General features: G+C 44.9%; 25 protein-coding genes and 1 tRNA gene. 13 read left to right on the top strand and 13 right to left on the bottom strand.

All coding sequences use genetic code 11. The features are described 5' to 3' along the window. Positions 1-276, top strand: a 276-nt coding sequence (locus tag F9L33_RS15970) for a hypothetical protein (RefSeq protein ID WP_226804162.1), incomplete at its 5' end; no start/stop codon positions are given. Positions 277-337: 61 nt separating this feature from the next. Here the strand turns inward: F9L33_RS15970 and msrQ are convergent. Next, a complete protein-coding gene (gene msrQ, locus F9L33_RS15070; protein ID WP_152143639.1) occupies positions 338-970 on the bottom strand; it encodes a protein-methionine-sulfoxide reductase heme-binding subunit MsrQ in 633 nt (210 codons plus the stop codon). A gap of 149 nt (positions 971-1,119) precedes the next feature. Between msrQ and F9L33_RS15065 the strand changes: the two genes are divergently transcribed. Further along, entirely contained in the window at positions 1,120-1,716 is a 597-nt protein-coding gene (locus F9L33_RS15065; protein ID WP_152143638.1) for a CIA30 family protein, read from the top strand. Positions 1,717-1,721: 5 nt separating this feature from the next. Here F9L33_RS15065 and F9L33_RS15060 read toward each other — a convergent pair whose 3' ends face one another. After that, positions 1,722-2,615, bottom strand: coding sequence for a LysR family transcriptional regulator (locus F9L33_RS15060; protein WP_152143637.1), 894 nt, complete (start codon positions 2,613-2,615; stop codon positions 1,722-1,724). A gap of 94 nt (positions 2,616-2,709) precedes the next feature. Here F9L33_RS15060 and F9L33_RS15055 point away from each other — a divergent pair, with 94 nt between their 5' ends. Further along, entirely contained in the window at positions 2,710-3,006 is a 297-nt protein-coding gene (locus tag F9L33_RS15055) for a hypothetical protein (protein WP_152143636.1), read from the top strand. Here the strand turns inward: F9L33_RS15055 and msrP are convergent. Further along, positions 3,003-3,926: a protein-methionine-sulfoxide reductase catalytic subunit MsrP gene (gene msrP, locus F9L33_RS15050; RefSeq protein ID WP_152143635.1), complete on the bottom strand. Its 924-nt coding sequence runs from the start codon at positions 3,924-3,926 to the stop codon at positions 3,003-3,005. The genes F9L33_RS15055 and msrP overlap by 4 nt on opposite strands. A gap of 87 nt (positions 3,927-4,013) precedes the next feature. Beyond that, complete coding sequence (locus tag F9L33_RS15045) at positions 4,014-5,510, bottom strand: FMN-binding glutamate synthase family protein (RefSeq protein ID WP_370452143.1); 1,497 nt, start codon at positions 5,508-5,510, stop codon at positions 4,014-4,016. Positions 5,511-5,787: 277 nt separating this feature from the next. On the opposite strand from F9L33_RS15045, the gene F9L33_RS15040 reads away from it, so the two are divergent. Then, complete coding sequence (locus F9L33_RS15040) at positions 5,788-6,270, top strand: fasciclin domain-containing protein (RefSeq protein ID WP_152143633.1); 483 nt, start codon at positions 5,788-5,790, stop codon at positions 6,268-6,270. Between the two features lie 168 nt (positions 6,271-6,438). On the opposite strand, the gene clpB is transcribed toward F9L33_RS15040, so the two are convergent. Continuing rightward, the gene (gene clpB / locus F9L33_RS15035) at positions 6,439-9,048 is read right to left on the bottom strand and encodes an ATP-dependent chaperone ClpB (RefSeq protein ID WP_152143632.1); all 2,610 of its coding nucleotides are present in this window, start codon (positions 9,046-9,048) and stop codon (positions 6,439-6,441) included. A gap of 131 nt (positions 9,049-9,179) precedes the next feature. Beyond that, entirely contained in the window at positions 9,180-10,046 is an 867-nt protein-coding gene (locus F9L33_RS15030; RefSeq protein ID WP_226804171.1) for an EamA family transporter, read from the bottom strand. A 79-nt stretch (positions 10,047-10,125) separates the two neighbouring features. On the opposite strand from F9L33_RS15030, the gene F9L33_RS15025 reads away from it, so the two are divergent. The 4 genes from F9L33_RS15025 to F9L33_RS15010 all read left to right on the top strand — a co-directional run bounded on the left by F9L33_RS15025 (position 10,126) and on the right by F9L33_RS15010 (position 13,408). Further along, a complete protein-coding gene (locus F9L33_RS15025; protein ID WP_152143630.1) occupies positions 10,126-10,605 on the top strand; it encodes a MarR family winged helix-turn-helix transcriptional regulator in 480 nt (159 codons plus the stop codon). A 107-nt stretch (positions 10,606-10,712) separates the two neighbouring features. Then, complete coding sequence (locus F9L33_RS15020; protein ID WP_152143629.1) at positions 10,713-11,714, top strand: type I glyceraldehyde-3-phosphate dehydrogenase; 1,002 nt, start codon at positions 10,713-10,715, stop codon at positions 11,712-11,714. A gap of 108 nt (positions 11,715-11,822) precedes the next feature. Then, positions 11,823-12,518 carry an orotidine-5'-phosphate decarboxylase gene (pyrF, locus tag F9L33_RS15015; RefSeq protein WP_152143628.1) on the top strand — a complete coding sequence of 232 codons (696 nt, stop codon included), beginning with the start codon at positions 11,823-11,825 and terminating at the stop codon, positions 12,516-12,518. Between the two features lie 50 nt (positions 12,519-12,568). Next, the gene (locus F9L33_RS15010) at positions 12,569-13,408 is read left to right on the top strand and encodes a ParB N-terminal domain-containing protein (RefSeq protein WP_152143627.1); all 840 of its coding nucleotides are present in this window, start codon (positions 12,569-12,571) and stop codon (positions 13,406-13,408) included. A 17-nt stretch (positions 13,409-13,425) separates the two neighbouring features. Here the strand turns inward: F9L33_RS15010 and F9L33_RS15005 are convergent, their stop codons facing one another. Next, positions 13,426-14,319 carry an HNH endonuclease gene (locus tag F9L33_RS15005; protein WP_152143626.1) on the bottom strand — a complete coding sequence of 298 codons (894 nt, stop codon included), beginning with the start codon at positions 14,317-14,319 and terminating at the stop codon, positions 13,426-13,428. Between the two features lie 155 nt (positions 14,320-14,474). Between F9L33_RS15005 and F9L33_RS15000 the strand changes: the two genes are divergently transcribed. Continuing rightward, the gene (locus tag F9L33_RS15000; RefSeq protein ID WP_152143625.1) at positions 14,475-15,734 is read left to right on the top strand and encodes a DNA polymerase IV; all 1,260 of its coding nucleotides are present in this window, start codon (positions 14,475-14,477) and stop codon (positions 15,732-15,734) included. On the opposite strand, the gene F9L33_RS14995 is transcribed toward F9L33_RS15000, so the two are convergent. Then, complete coding sequence (locus tag F9L33_RS14995) at positions 15,735-16,610, bottom strand: N-formylglutamate amidohydrolase (RefSeq protein ID WP_152143624.1); 876 nt, start codon at positions 16,608-16,610, stop codon at positions 15,735-15,737. It abuts the gene before it with no gap. 112 nt (positions 16,611-16,722) lie between these two features. Between F9L33_RS14995 and F9L33_RS14990 the strand changes: the two genes are divergently transcribed. Both F9L33_RS14990 and ykgO read left to right on the top strand, forming a co-directional pair. Next, positions 16,723-16,797, top strand: a tRNA-Val gene (locus F9L33_RS14990). 62 nt (positions 16,798-16,859) lie between these two features. Then, positions 16,860-16,985: a type B 50S ribosomal protein L36 gene (gene ykgO / locus F9L33_RS14985; RefSeq protein WP_193222072.1), complete on the top strand. Its 126-nt coding sequence runs from the start codon at positions 16,860-16,862 to the stop codon at positions 16,983-16,985. A gap of 565 nt (positions 16,986-17,550) precedes the next feature. Here the strand turns inward: ykgO and F9L33_RS14980 are convergent. Continuing rightward, a complete protein-coding gene (locus tag F9L33_RS14980) occupies positions 17,551-18,138 on the bottom strand; it encodes a hypothetical protein (RefSeq protein WP_152143622.1) in 588 nt (195 codons plus the stop codon). Between F9L33_RS14980 and F9L33_RS14975 the strand changes: the two genes are divergently transcribed. Then, the gene (locus F9L33_RS14975) at positions 18,125-18,730 is read left to right on the top strand and encodes an A24 family peptidase (protein WP_152143621.1); all 606 of its coding nucleotides are present in this window, start codon (positions 18,125-18,127) and stop codon (positions 18,728-18,730) included. The genes F9L33_RS14980 and F9L33_RS14975 overlap by 14 nt on opposite strands. 9 nt (positions 18,731-18,739) lie before the next feature. Then, complete coding sequence (gene gspG, locus F9L33_RS14970; protein WP_152143620.1) at positions 18,740-19,162, top strand: type II secretion system major pseudopilin GspG; 423 nt, start codon at positions 18,740-18,742, stop codon at positions 19,160-19,162. On the opposite strand, the gene F9L33_RS14965 is transcribed toward gspG, so the two are convergent. Genes F9L33_RS14965 through F9L33_RS14950 form a run of 4 tightly spaced genes read right to left on the bottom strand, consistent with a single transcriptional unit; the run spans position 19,120 to position 21,710 of the window. Continuing rightward, positions 19,120-19,698 (bottom strand): hypothetical protein, encoded by a 579-nt coding sequence (locus F9L33_RS14965; RefSeq protein WP_193222071.1) that lies wholly within the window; start codon positions 19,696-19,698, stop codon positions 19,120-19,122. The genes gspG and F9L33_RS14965 overlap by 43 nt on opposite strands. Before the next feature lie 38 nt (positions 19,699-19,736). Beyond that, on the bottom strand, positions 19,737-20,117 hold the full coding sequence (locus F9L33_RS14960) for a prepilin-type N-terminal cleavage/methylation domain-containing protein (protein WP_193222070.1): 381 nt from the start codon (positions 20,115-20,117) through the stop codon (positions 19,737-19,739). Then, the gene (locus F9L33_RS14955) at positions 20,114-20,506 is read right to left on the bottom strand and encodes a type II secretion system protein (protein WP_152143617.1); all 393 of its coding nucleotides are present in this window, start codon (positions 20,504-20,506) and stop codon (positions 20,114-20,116) included. Before F9L33_RS14955 ends, F9L33_RS14960 begins: the two co-directional genes overlap by 4 nt. Beyond that, positions 20,484-21,710 carry a type II secretion system F family protein gene (locus F9L33_RS14950; RefSeq protein ID WP_152143616.1) on the bottom strand — a complete coding sequence of 409 codons (1,227 nt, stop codon included), beginning with the start codon at positions 21,708-21,710 and terminating at the stop codon, positions 20,484-20,486. The genes F9L33_RS14955 and F9L33_RS14950 overlap by 23 nt, the downstream gene beginning before the upstream one ends.

The following is a 21,710-nucleotide window of genomic DNA, read 5'->3' as shown; positions in this document are numbered from 1 at the left end:
TTCCCTTTGGCGCGCCCGCCGCTCAGTGTCTCTATTATCACCGTCCGAAGCCTTCGTATCAACGTTGTCTCCGTCGGTAGGGGGGTTCTAGTGGCACTCAATCAAACCCGCAACCCCTTTTTTATACTTTTTAACAGATTTATGAATTTCTTTGTATTTTTTTATGAATTTTCTCACCCAAATCTGAAAGTCACTGATTTTATTCATATTTTGTGGATAACTTTCAGGGATTTCGCCCCATTTCAGACACAATTGAGATTCGAAACGGCTTCGTAAATGCGAATCTAATCTAAAATCGGCGACTCGGAACACAGATTAGGCGATTCAGCCACAATCTTTACCCATTTGCTTTATGCCCAGAGAAAAACGTGCCTTTATACGCCTTCACATAACGGTACCCCAATAACGCAACCACAATAAGAACATAGAGTATCGGCTCTCTTTGCCACGTCTTTTCCAGCAATACATAATGCACAGCTCCCCCAAGGGCTGCATAATATGCAAGGCGGTGTAATTTTTTCCACCCCCCCGCCCCCAATCGTTTTATGGACGTATTGTTGGACGTAATAGCTAAAGGAACCATCGCCAGAAAAGCTGTGAAGCCAATGATGATATACGGTCGTTTCGTCAGATCCTTAATAATAGCATCCCACCACCATTGTTGATCCAACCAAAGGTAAGTCAACAAATGCGCTGCGGTATAGAAGAACGCCATCAGCCCGATCGCACGGCGGTACTTAATAAGGTTAATGCTCAATATATTACGTAAAGGCGTAATCAATAGGCTCGCCACAAGCAACTGCAGTGCATAAACACCCAATTGATGTTCTAGTGTCTTAAGCGGGTCTGCCCCCAATTGATTGTTCAAAGCTTGATAAAACAGCCAAAGCCCTGGAACAGTCAGCACTATATATAGAGGCCAAGCTGGGATACGGCGCATCGCTGCATTCATTACATCTACTATAGCCATATCTTTGGTCCTTATTTCCCAAAGACCTTAAGATAAGTTGAGTGCAAAATCAAAGCACAGCAATACACATCCCTGTTGGAATCATTACAAACCAATATTTATACGTGATCGTTTCACAAATGCCTCTATGTATAAAGAGAGGAGACAAAATGCGCATAAACCGTCGGCACATATTAAAAAGCACAATCGCAGCCTCCGTAACAACAATTACAGGAACGCCCCTATTGGCTGATACACATTATACCATAGATGCTCTCGATCGCCCGCACCCAATAGCATCAAACGGCAACACATGGGAGCTTGTGAGCGATACCGTTATGGGTGGTATTTCCAACGGAACAATAGAACGCAATCACTTCAAAAAACGTAATGCCTTACGTATGCAAGGAGATGTTAGTCTAGAAAACAATGGCGGGTTTATCCAAATCGCTTTGGACCTAGGCCCTAATCAACGCCCCATGGATGCAAGCCAGTGGACTGGTATCGAACTAGACGTCGCTGGAAACACAGAAGTCTACAACATACACCTGCGAACAAACGATATAAAACGCCCATGGCAATCTTACCGTCAAAGCTTCTTGGCAAAGACAGAATGGACAACTGTAAGACTGCCATTTGACAGTTTCACCAATCACCGTGTCGACAAACCAATTAACTTAACGGGCTTGCGCCGCATCGGTATCGTCGCAATAGGGCGCGCATTCCATGTCGACATCGCAATCAGCGGTATACGGTTATATCCTTAGAATCTTTAAGCTAGTCGTGAAACGAAGTAATGGCGCAAAGCTTGAACCTGGGCTCTATTCATCCTTGTACCGCGCAGCACTAAAGCCACTGGGATTGGCGCAATACCCCAATCAGGCAAGAGCTGTACCAATTGACCTTGCGCAATAGCATCAGCTGCCACGACTTCTGATATCAAAGTAACACCTAGGCCTTGAATGGCGCCCTCCAAGCTTAATTCAATAGTATTAGCACGAAAGATCGCTTCCGTGATGTAATGCTCATATCTCTCCTCAAGCAATTCCAGTTTCCAGACAGGCTGCTCTTGCTCGCGCAAAATGCATGGCATCGTCATCAAATCTCTGGGGTCTTTTACCACTCCATACCTATCGATTAATTTGGGGCTGGCACAAAGAATACGTTTCAATGGCTTTAAAGGGATCACCTTATTCCGCGCCGTGGCAATTGGCCCAATGCGAAATCCCATGTCGATATCCTCAGCAGAAAAATCTACACGCAGATCACTGCCAACAAATATAGTTTCCACATCAGGGTAGCTGTCTAAAAACGCCCCCATTTCAGGCAAAACGCACTTTGTAAGGTATATATTAGAACCTGACACCTTAACTCTGCCAGAAGGGCGGTTCTCAGGTTTTGCCAAAGCCCCTATTAACAATGCAGCATTTACAGTTTCATCTACAGCGCGTTCACATATTTGAAACGCCCTCTCACCAGCTGGTGTTAATGACATATGCCGCGTTGTGCGTTTAATAAGCGTAACATCCAGAAAAGCTTCTAGGTCAGCCAACTTCTGACTAATATTAGATTTTGTTGTTTTCAGCTCCAATGCAGCGCCACTGATAGAATTACAGCGGACAACTGTGACAAAAGCTTCGGCTTGAGCATAAAATTTATTGTTCATAAATATGAACAATAATTCTTAAAGCATACCTACTCAAGAACGATTAGTTTTCATACCTTCACCATGAACGGGCTTCATATGAAAAGGTATAAACATGCACGTAATGGAATTGGTAAAATGGCAGTCACAAAATAACGTATTGGATATAGATATGGTAAATGCTGTTGATGGCATATTACCAGACCTAGAAAAGCTACCAGGTTTTATAAGTCAGGTACTTTACAAAGACAGCAATGGAACTTGGGTTGATATTTATCTTTGGAAAACTGAAGAACAAGCAATCGCGTCAAATGATCTTATGGCTGACAAGCAATCGTTCATAAAACTCATGTCATTACTGAAACCAGAAACTGTTTCTATCGAGTTTTTGTACCCAACAACACAATCTTAGAAGTTTTTGCGCAAGTCCATACCATCATATAGGCTTGCGACTTCATCCCCATATCCGTTGAACATCAACGTAGGGATGCGTCCCGCAAACAATCCTGCACCAACTGGGCGCTCAGATGCTTGTGACCAACGTGGATGATCCACCTCTGGATTCACATTAGAGTAAAAGCCGTATTCATTATCCGCGATACGGTTCCAAGTTGTTGGTGGTTCTTCTTCGGTCAATGTAATCTTTACAATAGACTTGATAGACTTGAACCCGTATTTCCACGGCACAACCAAACGCAATGGTGCACCGTTTTGGTTTGGCAGACTTTCACCATACATACCCGTCGCCATTATGGTCAGCGGATGCATGGCTTCGTCCAAACGCAAACCTTCGACATAAGGCCACGGGAAACTTGGTGCCCAACCAATACCTGGCATTTCTTCAGGACGATTTAATGTTTCGAACGCTACATATTTTGCATTACCTGTAGGATCAGCTTTAGCAATCAAGTCAGACAACTTAAAACCTATCCACGGCACAACCATTGACCACGCTTCTACACACCGGAAACGGTAAATGCGTTCTTCCAAAGATACATCTTTCAGAATGTCTTCTAAACCATACGTGCCAGGGTTATTCACCTCGCCACCAATTTCAACACTCCATGGGTCAGTGGTTAATATCTCGGCATATCGCGCTGGCTGGTCTTTGCCCGTCCCGAACTCGTAGAAATTATTATAAGTTATGGCCGCGTCTTTCGGTGTTATATCGCCTTCGACTTTATAGTCACTCTTAGTGAACTCCAGTGTCTTGGCATTGGCTTGCCCTGCTAACAAAGATGACACACCAATACCCGCAGCCCCAGCGATAATCTGGCGTCTGTTCAGAAAATCCGCTTTCGGTGTTACTTGCGAGTATGTCAGCTTTGTCATGATACGTTCCTTTTCAACCTTGTTTTACCTAGGCAAAGTCACATTAAAAGACAAAACACGCTTGTTCACGGAATTGTTGGAATTGCTTCACTTTGGTGAAACACGGATTTCAGGGCGCGGTAGCATCACATCCATTGGCACAGACGATCCCGCAGATTTCACGATCCTCACATGACGGCGCCCGATTTCGCGTGGCTCTTTCACCCCCACAGAGTGGGCAATTACCTCAACTTCTTTGATCAAGCTTTTCGCATAATTTGCAACCTTTACGGCTTTGGTTTCAGCCACCAATCCTTTTTGCAAACGCTTATCATGCGTTGTAATGCCCGTTGGGCAAGTATTCTTGTTACACTTTAGCGCCTGAATGCACCCAAGTGAGAACATAAATCCACGCGCACAAGTCACGAAATCAGCACCTGCAGCAATCGCCCAAGCGACATCTGATGGATTGATTAGTTTACCAGATGCAATCAAACGAATACGCCCACGCAATCCGCGCTCATAAATCATATCCGATACAATCGGTAAAGATTCTCGCAATGGCAAACCAACGATGTCCATCAGCGGCATAGGGGCGGCACCCGTTCCACCATCACCGCCATCCAATGTAATGAAATCAGGTGCTGTTTGCATGCCTCTCTCTACAACTAGATCCAAAAACTTACCAAGCGCTTTGAAGTCACCCATTACAGTCTTAAAACCTACAGGTTTCCCTGTTACATCCCGAATATGGCTGATGCGATCCAACATTTCTTCGACATTTGAAATATCCGTATGACGGTTCGGCGATATACTCGGTGTGCCAACTTCAATCCCACGAATGGCCGCAATCTCTTCGCTGACTTTGGCTGCGGGCAGAATACCACCTTTACCAGGCTTTGCCCCTTGCGCCATTTTCAACTCAAACATCTTGATCTGTGGATGTGCAGCTACTTCTTTAAGCTTTTCATCCGATAAATTACCATCTTTATCCCGTACACCATATTTTGCCGTACCAATCTGGAAAACAATATCGCATCCACTTTCCAAGTGATAAGGCGATACACCACCTTCGCCCGTATTCATCCAAATATTCGCATCTTTCGCCCCATGGCTTAGCGCACGGACTGCGGGTTTCGACAAAGCGCCATAACTCATCCCCGAAATATTAAACAACGAAGGTGCGTCATACGGCATTCGGCAATACGGGCCAATTTGCAGTGGCTGTGTTTTCGTGGCCTGATCATCCAAAGGCGGAAAAGCCGCATTCACAAAAATAGGTGTGCCCGAAAAATTCAGGTTCCGTGTGGATCCAAAAGCAATCGTATTGCTTTTCCCACTGCCCGCTCGGGCAACCCAATCACGTTGTGCGCGGTTAAATGGCATTTCCTCACGATCCATCGCAAAGAAGTATTGGCGAAAGAATTCGCCAAGTTCCGTGAATAATTTTCTAAACCGCCCAATGACAGGATAATTACGTCGCACAGAATCTTGTGTTTGCGTGGTATCTATAATGAACATGACCACCGCAGTTAAAAAAACCAGCCCAAGCGCAATAACAAAAAGCGTTGCTAACAGCTGTAACGTGTTCCCCACGACGTCCATAAAAAGCATAATAGTCCTCCCCGATTAGCAGTTGAGCCTAGCCACAAACATCCATATAGCCAAGCTTCATTGATGGTATGTCCCAATCTTGTGATGGCTTGTTAAGAATGGAATATGTCACAAAAAATTTACTGGTCATTTTAAAAAGTGCTGGCTTAGCTCAAAGACGTTTAAAATCAAGGTCCATTATTTTCGGCTTTCACTCATCCAATTCAGCAAACGCTCCGTAACCAACTCATTAAGAGCATCCCGCTCTTTCAACCTTTAGGAGATAAACATGCTTAGAAGAACATTCATTGCAGCAACAGCAACTTTGGCCCTTACAACATCTGCATTTGCAGGTGGTAAAGCAAAAGACATCGTAGACACAGCTGTAGGCGCAGGCAGCTTTTCAACACTAGTAGCAGCAGTTCAAGCCGCAGGGTTAGAAGATACACTACGCAGCGATGGCCCTTTCACAGTATTTGCACCAACTGACGATGCTTTCGCTGCATTACCAGCAGGCACAGTAGAAAACCTACTAAAACCAGAAAACAAAGATCAATTGGTGAGCATCCTAACATATCATGTCTTACCCGGTCAGGTTATGTCAGGTGATATTGCTGGTAAAAAACTAGACGCAGCAACTGTTAATGGTGCAAATGTCAGCGTAGATGCAACAAACGGCGTAAAAGTAGACGGCGCAAATGTTGTAGCTGCTGATGTTGTGGCTTCCAACGGCGTTATTCACGTAATCGATGCGGTTATTCTACCAAAATAAGCGGCTTGTTAGGGCGCGGTTAAATCCGTGCCCTAAAACAGCCCAAAATCACGGGTGAAATACAAATATAAAAGCCCCCCTATAAGTGCCATTCCTGGCAACCCTAGGAAACGACGGGCCAAACCCCAAATCAAAGTTCTTATAATCCAGCCCATCATCTATTCCTTATTAATGTACAGGTTCATCCGTAGGTTTCTTTGGTTCGTTACCAACACCGTTGATCACCAAACCATTGTCGTCTGCCGTAATATCCACCTTAGATCCGTCATAGACATCACCACTTAGCAAGAGTTCCGCCAACGGATCTTGAACAGCTTTTTGGATAACCCGCTTCAACGGACGTGCCCCATAAACAGGATCATATCCCGCATCAGCCAACCAAGTTTGCGCCAAGTCATCAATTGCCAACTCAATCTTACGACCCACCAACCGCTTACCAAGGATCGCCAATTGGATATCAACAATGCCATCCATATTTTCACGACTTAAACGGTCAAATAACACAATCTCATCTAAGCGGTTCAGGAACTCAGGACGGAAATGTGCGCGCACAGCTTCCATCACCTGCCCCTTAGCTTCTTCCGTATCCGCACCATCTGGCAAGGTACTCAAAGCTTGTGCACCAAGGTTCGATGTAAGGATAATCAGCGTCTGTTTGAAATCCACAGTCCGTCCCTGACCATCGGTTAATTGGCCATCATCCAGAACCTGCAACAGCACGTTGAACACATCTGGATGTGCCTTTTCCACCTCATCAAACAAGATAACTTGATACGGACGACGGCGAACAGCTTCTGTCAGAACGCCACCTTCATCATACCCGACATATCCAGGAGGTGCTCCAATCAAACGGGCAACGGAATGTTTTTCCATGAACTCAGACATATCCACACGTACCATCGCCTGATCGTCATCGAATAGAAATTCCGCCAGTGCCTTAGTCAGCTCCGTCTTACCAACACCTGTTGGCCCCAAGAACATGAACGAACCCAACGGACGTTTCGGGTCATTCAACCCAGCGCGAGCGCGGCGCACGGCATTCGATACCGCATGGATCGCATCAAACTGACCAATAACACGGTTGCCAATTTCCTCTTCCATACGCAGCAGTTTATCCCGCTCACCTTCCAGCATCTTATCCACTGGAATACCCGTCCAACGTTCAACAACCGATGCAATATGTTCAGGGCGCACAGCTTCCTCAACCATCACATCATCGCCTTGTTTTTCTGCCTTTGCCAATTTGTCTTCCAGCGCAGGAATAATGCCGTATTGCAATTCACCCATTTTCGCCAAATCACCAGAACGGCGCGCTGTTTCAAAATCAATCCGCGCCTGATCTAACTCCTCTTTGATATCACGGGCAGAGGCCAGTTTATCACGCTCGGCTTGCCATTGCGCTGTCATCTGGCTGGACTGCTCTTGCAACTCCGCCAATTCTTTTTCTAACTTCGCCAAACGATCCTTGGATGCTGCATCCTTTTCCATCTTCAACGCTTCCGCCTCGATTTGCTTTTGCAGCAACTCGCGATCAACCGTATCCAATTCTTCGGGCTTACTGTCCGCTTCCATCCGCAAACGGCTGGCAGCTTCATCCATCAAATCAATCGCCTTATCGGGCAGGAACCGGTCGGAAATATAGCGTTCTGACAGTGTCGCCGACGCCACCAGCGCGCTATCCGAAATACGGATACCATGATGCAGCTCATATTTCTCTTTAATACCGCGCAAGATTGAAATCGTATCCTCAACCGTTGGCTCTTCCACCAAAACAGGCTGGAACCGACGCGCCAAAGCCGCATCTTTCTCCACATGCTTACGGTATTCATCCAATGTCGTTGCACCCACACAATGTAATTCACCACGCGCAAGCGCAGGTTTTAACAAGTTCGATGCATCCATTGACCCTTCAGACGCACCAGCGCCCACAAGTGTGTGCATCTCATCGATAAACAGAATGATCTCACCAGCAGCTTGCGTAACCTCAGTCAGCACCGCTTTAAGGCGTTCCTCAAATTCCCCGCGGAATTTTGCACCAGCAATCAGTGACCCCATATCTAGCGCCATCAACTGTTTGTCTTCCAAGCTTTCAGGCACATCCCCATTCACAATCCGCAACGCTAACCCTTCGGCAATCGCGGTTTTACCAACACCAGGCTCGCCGATCAAAACAGGGTTATTCTTGGTACGACGCGACAAAACCTGCATCGTGCGGCGAATTTCTTCGTCACGACCAATGATCGGATCAATCTTACCGTCCCGCGCCTTTTGCGTCAGGTCTTGGGCGTATTTCTTCAACGCATCATAGCCATCTTCGGCAGATGCCGTATCCGCCGTGCGCCCCTTGCGAATGTCATTAATGGCAGAGTTCAATCCTTGCGCCGTTACATTCGCCTCTTTCAAAATCTTCTGTGCATCAGATTTGACGATACATAGCGCCGTCAAAATCCGTTCCACAGGCACAAAGCTATCACCAGCTTTCTTGGCCAGCTTTTCAGCCTCTGCCAACACCTTACCTGTCTGACTGTCTAAATAAACACTACCACCAGAACCGCTGACTTTAGGTTGTTTAGATAATGCTACATCCACGCCATCCAGCGCAAATTTCGCATTCCCGCCTGCTGCATTGATTAAATTCGCAGCAAGTCCTTGATCATCATCCAGCAAAGCTTTCAGCAGGTGTTCAGGTGTAAATCGTTGATGGCTTTCGCGCATCGCAATGGTCTGGGCGGCTTGAATAAAGCCCCGAGACCGTTCTGTGAACTTTTCAAAGTCCATGGGTCTTCTCCTTTTTACAAGCACCTGATTTTCGGAAATTCTGCGCCCTATCTATAGGCACGCAATGGTTCAGGCCTCGCTATAAAGATAGGAACAATAAATCCCACTCGCAAGGGGTTGGTTGCAAAATATCAAACTGTTTCAGGCCTTGCTCTCAAAGCATACTGTCCAAGCATGACACTACACAAAACAACGCACATACCACATAACTGTAAACCGCTCAAAGTTTCGTCCAAAATAAACCATCCTAACAAAGTTGCACTTACTGGACTTAGAAGCGCAAGTATTGAAACGGCAGAGGGTTGCAACAACTTAATACCACGCAACCAAATGGCATAGGTTGCAGCTGCGCCAATCAAACCTAAATAGCTTAATCCTAATATATTAATGCCCGTAATCGTTGACCAATCAGTTGTAGTAAAAGTTGTCAAAGGAACCAACAATACCCCGCCTGCCGTCAGTTGCCATGCAGTAAACGTTAAAGCTGATACGGGTGGTTGCCACTTACGGCTTAAAACAACGCCAAATGCCATGGATGACGCTCCAATGAACCCCGCCACAACGCCCCACATGTCTAATTTCGCGTCAGGTGTCAAAATTAAGAGCGCAATACCCAAGACCCCAAATAATACTGCAAGCATTGAAAGTGGGCGAATAGATGTTCCAAGCAATCCATACGCCGCAAAAATAACAACAAGGGGTTGAAGTGCCCCTAAAACAGCTGCCACACCACCAGGCAAACGGTAAGCTGAATAAAAAAGCAATGCCCAGAAAATTGCAAAATTTAATGCCCCCAATACTAACATTTTGAAAATCCACATACCTTTAGGAAATTGCCGCACCAACACTAAAAGCAACAATCCAGCAGGCAAAGCACGTAATACCGAAATTGTAATGGGATCAAGGTTGGGCAACATTTGCGTTGTCACAATATAACTACTTCCCCAAATCATCGGGGCAAGCGATGTAATTAGAATATTCATGGTACGGTTCATAATATACACTTTCAAAGTATCTTGATATCAAGATATTTTTAAAAACCTTGACGTCAAGATAATTGTGCTGTTCGATTTATACATGGATGAAATCGAGAAAATCAGAAATCAATGGGCAAAGCAGCGTCCCGATATAAACACAGAGCCAATGGAGCTGATCGGGCGTTTGCTCCGAATATCACACCACTTTAGCAGCCAAATGGGTACCACCTTTTCCGCACATGGCTTAACTGGAGCCGATTTTGATGTCCTTGCAACCCTTTTACGCTCTGGCAAACCTCATGCTCTGTCCCCAAATCAGCTTTTGGCAACCATGATGATCACCTCGGGAACGATGACCAACCGCATTGACCAACTTGAAAAGAAGGGATTGGTCAAACGTATTCAAAATCCAGAGGACAAAAGGAGTGTTTCAATTGCTTTGACTGAAAAAGGACAAACTATAACCGATAAGGCTGTCACAGCGCATGTTGAAACTCAAAAACAGCTCGTCTCTGCATTAACAGAAAAAGAGCAAGCATCCCTAAACTCTTTGCTTAAAACATATATGATCAGCATATAGTTTGCCCGAAAAGACATTTTGCTTTTCAAAATGGTACAATACTTTTGTTGATCCACTTGAATGCACTCGTTAACCCTAATGAGTACTAACTATATAGAGTGCTTAGAATGGCAGATCGTAAAATCAAATTGTTCCTAAATGGCTTCGGTCGCATCGGCCGCTCGATCCTGCGTATGTTGGCAACAGATCCAAACGGCTTCGAACTTGTGGCTATCAACGACATAGAACCTCTGGACACTTGCGCATATTTATTCGAATTCGACAGCGTGTTTGGCCCCTATAAGGGCACAGTGGAAACCGCAGAAAATGCCATCATCATCGACGGCAAAACCATTCCATTTCATGCCACATCGGATATCAGTAAATTGGATTTATCAGATATCGACGTCGTTCTAGAATGCACAGGCATGACAGGCGGGCGATCCGTTGAAGAACGCGGCTTAAAAGCGGGCGCGAAATCCATTTTGGTCTCTGGCCCCTCAAAAGCCTCCGACATCACATTGGTCATCGGCGCGAATGACGAAAAACTAAAGGACCAATTGATCGTTTCAAACGCATCCTGTACAACAAACGCATTGGCGCCTTTAGTGAAAATCCTAGACGAAGAATACGGCCTCGTCAGCGGCCACATGACAACAGTCCACTGCTACACCTCCAGCCAACCTACTGTGGACAAACCACGCGGAGATTTGGCCCGCAGTCGTGCCGCTGCTCTATCTATGGTGCCAACCACAACCAGCGCCCATAAACTCATCGGCGAAATCCTCCCCCACATGGCTGGCCGCCTAGAAGCCCGTGCCATCCGCGTGCCAACAGCAAGCGTCTCTGCAATCGACCTGACAATTCAAACAGATCAACGCACCAACGCCGCAGATGTAAACGCCATGCTCAAAGCCAAATGCGAAACAAACCACATCCTCGGATGGACAACCAAACCCCTCGTCTCCACAGACCTACGCGCCCGCCCAGAATCCCTCATCATCTCAGGCGCAGAAACATCCGTCTCCAAAGGCGGCTTACTCCGCATATTTGGCTGGTACGACAACGAATGGGGCTTTTCCAACCGCATGCTAGATATGGCCAAACTGATGGGCAAACGCGGCACCTAATCTTTCTTCTTAGATAAATATCCGCGCCGCAGGCATCCACCGCCCGCGCACTCCTTGACTTTCGCAGCTTGATCCAACAAGACAGCCCAAACAAATCGGAGCCTGCCCATGACCGCTGATGACCGCCTAATCGTAGCCCTAGACGTCCCAAACCTTTTGGATGGCGGGCAAATCGTCGACAAACTGGGCGACAGCGTTTCATTCTATAAAATCGGCCTCGGCATGCTCACAGGCGGCGGTCTCGCCCTTGCAAATGAACTGAAACAACGCGGCAAACGCGTCTTCCTAGACATGAAGTTCTTCGACATCGGCGCCACCGTCGAAAAAGCCGTGGCAGGCATAGCCCAATATGACCTCGACTTCCTCACCGTCCACGGCGACCCCCACGTCGTCAAAGCCGCCATAGCAGGCCGCGGCAACAGCAACACCAAAATCCTCGCCGTCACGATCCTCACATCGCTCGACCGCACCGACCTCGACAAAAGCCTGATCAAAGCGGGCGACATCCACGACCTCGTTGTTGAGCGCGCCCGCAACGCCTTCATCGCAGGCGCAGACGGCGTCATTGCCTCCCCACAAGAGGCCGCAATGATCCGCGCCCTACCCGAAGCAAACGGCAAACTCATCGTCACCCCAGGTGTCCGCCCAGCAGGCGCCGCATTAGGCGATCAAAAACGCGTCGCCACCCCAGCATCTGCCATCAAAGACGGCGCCGATCACATCGTCATCGGCCGCCCCATATGGCAGGCAGACGACCCAAAAGCCGCCGCAGAAGCCGTGATCGCAGAACTGAAAACCATCTAGCGCACGCCCAAATAACCATTCCTTCATGACCGCAACACACGATTACGGTCATGACAGATCACATACAAAACATCCCGCTTAACGAAATCGACACAACCACCCTGCCACGCGACCGCACCATAATAGATGCGGACGCCCAACAAGAATTGCAAACCTCAATCGCCCAAAACGGCCTGCGCCTACCGATCGAGGTTTACCCCATAAAAGCTGGCTACGGCCTCATCTCAGGATACCGCCGCCTAACAGCCATCCAAACCCTGTCCGAAACCACAAAAGACAGCAAATACACCACCATCACCGCCCTCATCCGCACACCGAAAAACCGCCAAGAAGCCCTCGCCGCAATGGTCGAAGAAAACGAGGTGCGCCAAAACCTATCCCCATGGGAACGCGCGCGCATCGTCATCACCGCCCATGACGCAGGCATATTCGACAGCATCACAACAGCCCTCACCACACTCTATCCCCAAATCAGTCGCCAAAAACGTTTCAAACTCCGCGCCATCACCGAAGTGATCGAGGCCCTAGACGGTCACCTGATCGACCCAGAGCAGCTCACCCAAAACCAACTGATCCGCCTTGCAAGCATATTGCGCTTGGATTGGGGCAAAATCATCATCGCCGCCATCGACGAACAAAACGACCTTTCCAGCACCACCCAATGGAACCGCCTGTTACCCATCATACAAGAGGCCGAAACTCGGCTCAGCGAAAACCGCAGCACAGCCCCCAACCGCCCCCGCCGCCTGTCCAACCCAAAAAACGGTATAAACATCCGCCGAGAATGCACCCCAAACGGTTATCTCCTCCACATCACAGGCAAACACGCCACAGACATGCTGATGACATCTGTGTTGGATCAGATCGAACTGTGGTTGGGGGAAATTTAAATACTATAAGAATAGCTTCAATCTTTAAAGTATTCGCTTCTATGCCACTGAATAAAATCTAGCCGAGGTTTTTGAAATTGCGCATTTGGAGTTAACAATTCACCAGTATCGTTTATAAGCGGTCGGATGGAATCTAAATTATTTACATGCCTAGATATTAAGATTTCTAAATCATCACCAATGCCAATTAAACCACGATCAAACATCCAATGTAATGTACCTGATAATGCTAGACCGTTACTAATTATATCTGGGCCATTATCCTTTACCGGTCTAATATGTGCTGCTTCAACCTCGGCACGCCCACCGCCATTTATAAGCTTCAAGCCGGAAATAGCACATCTTTCACCATAAGCACGTAAAACAGATTTTCTGAAATTCTTATCACGAACAACACGATTAGTTATATGCTCAACTCGCGCTCTTTCAACGGGGTGTTCAAAAGGCGTTTGAGCATCAGAAAATTGGCTCTGCTTAACATCAACCCTTGGTAAAAACTCTTCATCAGAGGACAAGCCAATTTCGGTAATTCTCGCAAAATCATAAGGCGATATATTTCGTATCGCAGCTTGTGCACGACCAGAAATACCGCCCTTTTCATTAAGTAATCCGCTCTCGATAACTTCGCCTTGTGGACGAAATTCTACCGGTTCTCCAAAATCCAGATATGTACCATTTTCAATTATTGCCAAATACATTCCCTCATGATTAGGGTCTGCTATGATTTCTTGAACCTTTGCTACAGCAAAATAGCCTTTTGAATTTATCGCTTTCGTAGGCTCATAATAAATTATCCAATCACCCTCACAGTTTTTCGCACGAGACAGATATTGTGATGGAAATTGATATTGTTCAGAAGGGTAATCTTCATAAATGGAATCCCTTCTATGAATAAAGACTCCAAATGCCATGATTAGAATTTACCCTTTTAAAATTAAAAGCTTACTTTAGTAGACTTTATCTATGATATTTATCTTATATTGAAAGTATGAACATTGAACAATATAATAATTTCAATAGCTTAAATACATGTCCCAACTGGGACATTCTATGATAGAACACCCCTATGACCCAGAAATCCATGTGCCGAGATTGCTTTGCTTTATTTGATGCAGCCCCCCGCTGCCCCAAATGCTTCAGCCCACGGGTTTTATCTCATCCAGAGCTCACAACCCTTTCCATCGCCCATATGGATTGCGATGCTTTCTATGCCTCCGTTGAAAAACGAGACAACCCAGAGATCAAAGATAAGCCCCTCATAATAGGCGGCGGAAAACGCGGCGTCGTTTCCACCGCCTGCTACATCGCCCGCATCAAAGGCGTCCACTCTGCGATGCCCATGTTCAAGGCCTTAAAACTCTGTCCAGAAGCAGTGATCCTCCCCCCCCGAATGTCCGCCTACGCCGAGGTCTCGGCCCAAGTTCGCCGTTTCATGGAAGATCTAACTCCAGCAATAGAACCCTTGTCGCTTGATGAAGCTTTCCTTGATCTGACAGGTACCAAAAAACTTCACAACGCCCCACCCGCCGTCGTGCTGGGAAAGCTCGTAAAACGCATGGAAGATGAGCTGGGCATCTCAGGCTCTATCGGGTTATCTCATAATAAATTCCTCGCAAAGCTTGCCTCTGATTTAGACAAACCCAAAGGGTTCTCGATAATCGGCAAAGCAGAGACCCAAGATTTCCTTGAACCCCTCCCCATCAAAAAAATATGGGGCGTAGGAAAAGTCATGCAGGGCACCCTAGAACGCGACGGCATCCGTACATTCGCCGACCTCCGTCGCCGTGACCGCAAAACATTAGTGGATCATTACGGCACGATGGGCGACCGTCTGTGGCACCTAAGCCGCGGACAAGATTACAGAAACGTAAATGCATCAACACCTGTGAAAAGTATTTCCAAAGAAACCACGTTTTCCGAAGATACGAGTGACGCCAGTTTACTAGATGGCCATATATGGCGGTTATCAGAACAGGTTTCATATCGTGCCAAGGCTAAAGATATTATGGGAAAAACTGTTACTCTGAAAGTTAAACAAAGCGATCATCAAATTTTGACGCGACGTATTACATTGGCGGATCCAACGCAGGTGGCAGACATGATTTACAGTCATGCAAAACCCTTATTAGATGCACTGATAGACAAAGCTCCGTTTCGCTTGATCGGTGTTGGTATAAGCGGATTAACAAAAGTTGATGATGTGCATTCGCTTGGAAACTTATTAGACCCAGATGCTGGAAAACGCGAAAAAGTGGAGCGAGCAGCGGATAAAATTAAAGAACGCTTTGGAAAGGATGCAATCCTAAAAGGCCGCTCTTTACGTTAATTATTCTGCAGCAAGCGAAATACTCTGTCCAAAGCTGTCACAAATCTTACGCGATGCATTACGCAATGCCGTTTGAACATTATCAAACTCACGATTTTTTCGGATACGCTTTTCATTCATATAAAGCCCACGATTTATTTCTATTTGAACCGTATGCTGATTTTTCACCGGTACACCGTATTTTTGGGTGATATACCCACCAGCAAAAGGGCTATTTCGCCCAACAATAAAACCTTCATTTTTCAAGGCAGTTTCTACAACTTCAAAAATATCTTGTCGCGTTGATGCACCAAAACGGTTGCCTAAAATTATATCAGGGCGCGCCCCACCTGGTGCCATGGCATTTTGTAAAGCATCGTTTGGCATAGAATGACAATCCAATAAAACAGCCATACCAAACTTCACTTTTGCTTGAGAAATAAGCTCCATCAGTAGTTTATGATAAGGATGGTAAAAGTTATCAATACGCTCAATTGCTTCTTGCATACTCATCTTGCCCGATTGGATTTGGCGACGATCAGAAACTACACGTGGAATAACGCCCAAACCTGAAGCAACCCGAGGGTTGTTATATGCAGCTTTGGCTCCTTCAATAATGCTAGGGTCCAATTCATCAGCCCCCCTGTTAACATCCACATAGGCACGCGGAGCCAGAGCTGCTAAAATTGGAGACCCAAAGGCAACTACCCCTCCAAACAACTCCTCAACAAACGCATCTTCAGAACTTCGTAAGTGCGCCTTGGATAGAACTGATCGTTTCACGAAATCCTTTGGATAGTCGCGCCCGCTGTGTGGAGAGCTAAAAACAACAGGGTTTGTTACCTTTAGCGGCAATCGTAAGTCATATTTATGCACGTTTTTTATCGTTCCTTCCATGCAACACTCTATAACCTTTCAATCTAATGTGCAAAACCTCTTGAACCTTATTCCGACTCCCCCTATAGAAGCCCAACGACTGGGGTCGCTTCGCGCGGCCCTTCGCTTTTTCGGGCGTATAGCTCAGCGGGAGAGCACTTCGTTGACATCGAAGGGGTCACTGGTTCAATCCCAGTTACGCCCACCATCCCATTACGGGATAAAATGAAATTTAATGGCGCAATTGCGCCGCGATTATGGAGAAAGACTATGAAAGTCAAAAACTCACTTCGCTCTTTGAAAGCGCGTCATCGCGACTGCCGCATTGTGCGCCGCAAGGGCCGTGTATACGTGATCAACAAAACTCAACGTCGTTTCAAAGCACGCCAAGGTTAATCACTACCATGTAGTATTATTAAAGAAGCCGTCCTTTTGGGCGGCTTTTTTATGTCATGCGACAATAGATGATTTGCCACCATAACGCCAAAGGCAAAGGTCTGCATCCAAAAGGCTTTGCCTTTTTGTACTTTCTAAGTGATCGATTTTATTAGAACAGGAAAATGAATGACACACTACTCTTGCCTTTATGGGCACATAAGTTTGCCTTTGATTAATATTAAAAGCACTCATATTTAAATATTAAGATATAAAATAAGTGACCATAGAAATTAAAACTCCCATAAGCCACATAATGGAAATTATGATAAAGCGACTAAAATAAACTCAAACACCCCCAGCATCATCATTTGGATGTGACAGAATCCAATCAAGAACCCTATTAGATTTCATACAGCGCGTCGCCCCTGGACGTTCGTCCCAAATGTCCACATGGCTGTCGCCTTGTCGATGGAGTAAATATCTTAATTTAGTGCTGTGCTGAGTTTTGTTTTCATTAGTCTAAAAACGGAGGTTGTAAGATTAGTATATTTCCCAATTATTTAGCTTATGATACTTTACTTATCTATTTCAAAACAACATTTTCAGCTCTACCTGATGTAAAGAAATGCCGACCAATAATACCAATCAACTCATCCCTATTTCCGTTATTATTAGCTAAAAAACTCAGAAGTGCTACGGGAGTATTCTTATAAGATAAGCGACTTTGTTCAGACCCTATCACTATGAAGTCAGCCATCGGATCATCCAACCTATTCAATAACTTCAATTTTTGCTTAAACATCATCGTTGACGTTTCAGGTTTTTGAGTTCGGCTTTCCAAGAAATTACGGGTGAACTCCACTCCCAAACCCAAACGATTAAAATAAAGCTCTAGCAATTTTGGCGGTGATAAGTTGAGATCAATAAACCCTTCTTGATCATAAAGACGATAAAAAAGTGGTTCTCCATCAATAACAATCTTAAACTCAGTTCCATCTAATTTCGGAATATCGTCACGATCTGACTTACCTTTGTTCAGCATAGCCTCCCCAGCAAGTAGGCTTATTCTGGTATAACCTTTTTCTACAATCGTGTTCTTTTGGCTCGACTTTGCTTGGGCCCGCAACGTAAGTTGCGGTTTTAGAAATGCACCTGAGATGGCTGCCATCATCGACATAATAATCATAAGGCTGAATAAAACCGTGATTAAAGAAAACCCAGCATCCTTGTCGACAAAGCAACGTGTAAGTTTAGTCGGGGTCTTATCGGTATTATATTTGGGATGTTTGCTCATCGCCGCCCCCCCTTATTTTGTTATCATTGGTTCAATGGTATTAATACCCTGGCTGATCTGGCTTACTATAACCGATCTAGAACATCTCGTCATTCCTGACATAGCAAATATTGGCATAGCATTATCAGGGCTTATGTTTCTATTATGGCATTACCCCGATCGGTTAATTCCTCATATGATTGCAGGCTGTGTAGCAGCCCTACTATTCTGGACAATATCTATTATTTTTCGCCGATTGCGAGGTTATGATGGCCTGGGTATGGGCGATACAAAATTCATCTTTGGTTGTGGATTATGGGTTGGTCTAATTGGCGTGATCAATGTAATTTTTCTAGCATCAATCATTGGCATTTTAGCCACTTTATGTGTTAACAGATTAAGTAATAAAAAAGATGAAAGGTATATACCTTTCGGGCCTTTCTTGGCCTTTTCAACGTTTTACATTTGGCTCTTTGGACCAGTATTATAGGATATCGAAATGACCCGCAGAAAAACAAAAGCATCAGCAGGAATTTCTTTGATTGAAATATTAGTGGTACTCGCGATCATCGGGATGATTATGGGGCTCGTTGCCCCGCGAATTCTTGACTATTTCGGGCGCGCAAAAAGTCAATCCGCGACAATTCAAATGGCAAATATTAAAGGTGCATTGCAACTTCTTTATATTGATATAGGCCGTTATCCAAATGAGGCTGAAGGTTTAAATCTTTTGTTAAGCGCACCAGACCAATTAAAAGGGTGGAATGGCCCTTATTTGGATAGCGAAGATGGCATCAAAGACCCATGGGGAAGACGCTACATTTTCCGCTTTCCTGGTCAAGATAAAGACTTTGACCTGTTTTCACTTGGGCGAGATGGTCAATCTGGCGGCACCAAAGAAGACGCTGATATTTTCTTATAACGCGCTGTTTTGCCCACTCGGGCTGTAAAGGGGATAAATACTGCCCCTGAGTTTGTTTGAGCCGTGACTTTAATCAAATCAAGTGTGCCTTGTTTATGATCCCACGCACTGTGCCACTCTTTTGAAGTGTTTGGATGTGTATTTCCATAATACTGGATGTTGATGTCTATTAGACCATCTTTAAGAGCACGTTGATCTTGAAAAACAGTATTTCCATCCAGATCATATCCCCTTGCAGAAAACATTAATGCATCACCTAGAGAGATATTGCTTTTGAACAATGAGATCTTCAATTGAGTAACTTTAGGGTTTGGAACAATCTTTGGGTAAATAACAAAATCCATAGTTTCAGATGTCCCAGTTACATTTGAAGAATCCTCGATTTCTTCCACCCATTCTTTCACAATATTGCGCAGCATTACTGTTGTTTCAATGTTTGAATATGTATCCGCTCGCAACCAAACTTGACGGCCAAAATCTAGCGAGCTCGCAAGGCCAACAGAAATAACTGCCAAAAGAGCCAGAGATATAAGCATTTCAAGATAACTAAAGCCAGATTGGGAATTATTTGACATCATTTTCGTACAATACGTTCTGTTGAAAGTGTTGTTTTCTGACTTGGTGCCGAAACCTCCGATACAGTGATTGAAACTTCTTCTATCCGCACAAGCCTATCATATTTTGTCTGAGGCAGACCTTCTACAATGCTTGTGGAAATTTGCCATTCCCACCTACCATCAAAACGACCTTTGAGTGCAGTGTCAGGGACGATTAAATACTCATCTAAAATCGATTCAGCCAATTGCAGTCGCTGATGCTCTGATAAAGCTTTATGTGATTGAGTTAATGTCACACCAGTGGTTTTATAAAATATTGCAAGAACCATTGTTGCTAAAGCAAAAGCAACTAATGTTTCCAACAATGAAAACCCTTTCTCTTTATGACGCAAACTCAATATTTCAATTCTCCCGTCATCCAATCAATCACAATTGTTTTTTCCTTATCATCTGAAAGTAAAATACAAATAGGATCTGATGAAACGATCCCGTTTGCATAAAATATTATAGGTGCGTTCTGATTTGTCTGACATTGCCTATTATCTGTCCCAATGACTTCATTCACAAACATTATCTGTTGCTCACCTTTCGCAATCGACCTGAGCCTGAGACTTTGGACAGTACTTTCAATGTAAACAACATTAATATCTACGCGCGCATTTCGGTCAGAATATCTTTGATAGGATTGCCCCGCAATGACCACAATAAGAATAAAGATTGCTAACGCAAAAAGCGTTTCTAAAAGCGTTACTCCACTTTGGCTTTTATGATTGAAACGCGAGGTCATTGATTTGTAAAATGGCATCGATAACAGAATAGACCAAGAACCCGATTGAGACCCCAACTATCAAAGTTATTGCTGGCGTCATAACTTGCAGCAGCTTGCCACGTTTTTGCTCCACTTTAACTTCTAAAACTGTTGCAAGGTTTTTAAGTATTATACCCCAGTTATTTGTACGTTCTGCCAAACCAATAAACGTAATATACTCTTTGGGGAGTATTTCTTTGTCCTGAATATTCACAAGAAACGTAGAGCCTTCCCGTAAACTTTCTAATACATTTTGATACATATTTTGAATAACGTCTGGTTTGCGATCAGTGCTCACCTGATTTAATGCCAAGGGTAAGTTTGCTCCTCCTCCCAACAACAACGATAAAAAGCGGCAATCTGATGACAACTGGCTTAGTAAATAAATTTCACCAAATATAGGTATCTTATATTTCATATCTCTCAGTATTCTTTGAGGCCCATCAAGTTGACTAATCAAATACAGTAAAATGCCAATAGAAACAGAAACAACAACAAACATATGCCACCACGCACTTAAACTTGTTTGAAGGTTATTTACAAACGCAAATAAGAATGGCGGTGGTATATTTGCTGCAACAAAAATAGGGCTAAGAGTTGGAACAAGAAAAAATATAAGCATTAAAATGAGTGCCATCGATGCAAGCAAAAGGATCGCAGGGTAAACAAGGGCAGATTTAATCTTTGCAGAAGTCTCATAGCGTTTTTTATACAAATGGGCCGCATCCATCATGACGCTGCTCATATTATTTGAAGCATCTCCAATACTTACAAAAGTTGCAAATTCTTTTGAAATCACACCATTACTTGCATTAAATGCCTCTCCAATTGACACACCGCGTATCAGCTTTTCTTGGACCTGCTTTAGAAACACCCTGACATTTTTTGGCACATTGGAATCCTGCGCAATTGTCAAAACATCTTGTATAGACAATTGGGCCGAGAATAGGTTCGCAAGTAATTCCGCCAGATTAGCTTGATCTTTATCAGATATTGTCTTTGAAAAAAACGCTATATCACGTGTCCAAATACTACCTTGATGAGATGTCATCTCTGAAACATCAATAGGCGTTAGACCTTCAGCTTCTATCAGCAGTATTGCCTCAGCTTTTGATGACGCTTCCACTGTAGCCTTGCGCTCTTTGCCTGCACCATCAAAAGCTAAGTAATGGAACTCTGTCAT

The organism is Amylibacter sp. SFDW26 (genome assembly GCF_009184395.1).
In the GTDB taxonomy this organism is placed as follows: Bacteria; Pseudomonadota; Alphaproteobacteria; order Rhodobacterales; family Rhodobacteraceae; genus Amylibacter.
Note: the sequence above shows the minus strand (reverse complement) of the source record. Positions and strands in the feature narration are given on the sequence as shown.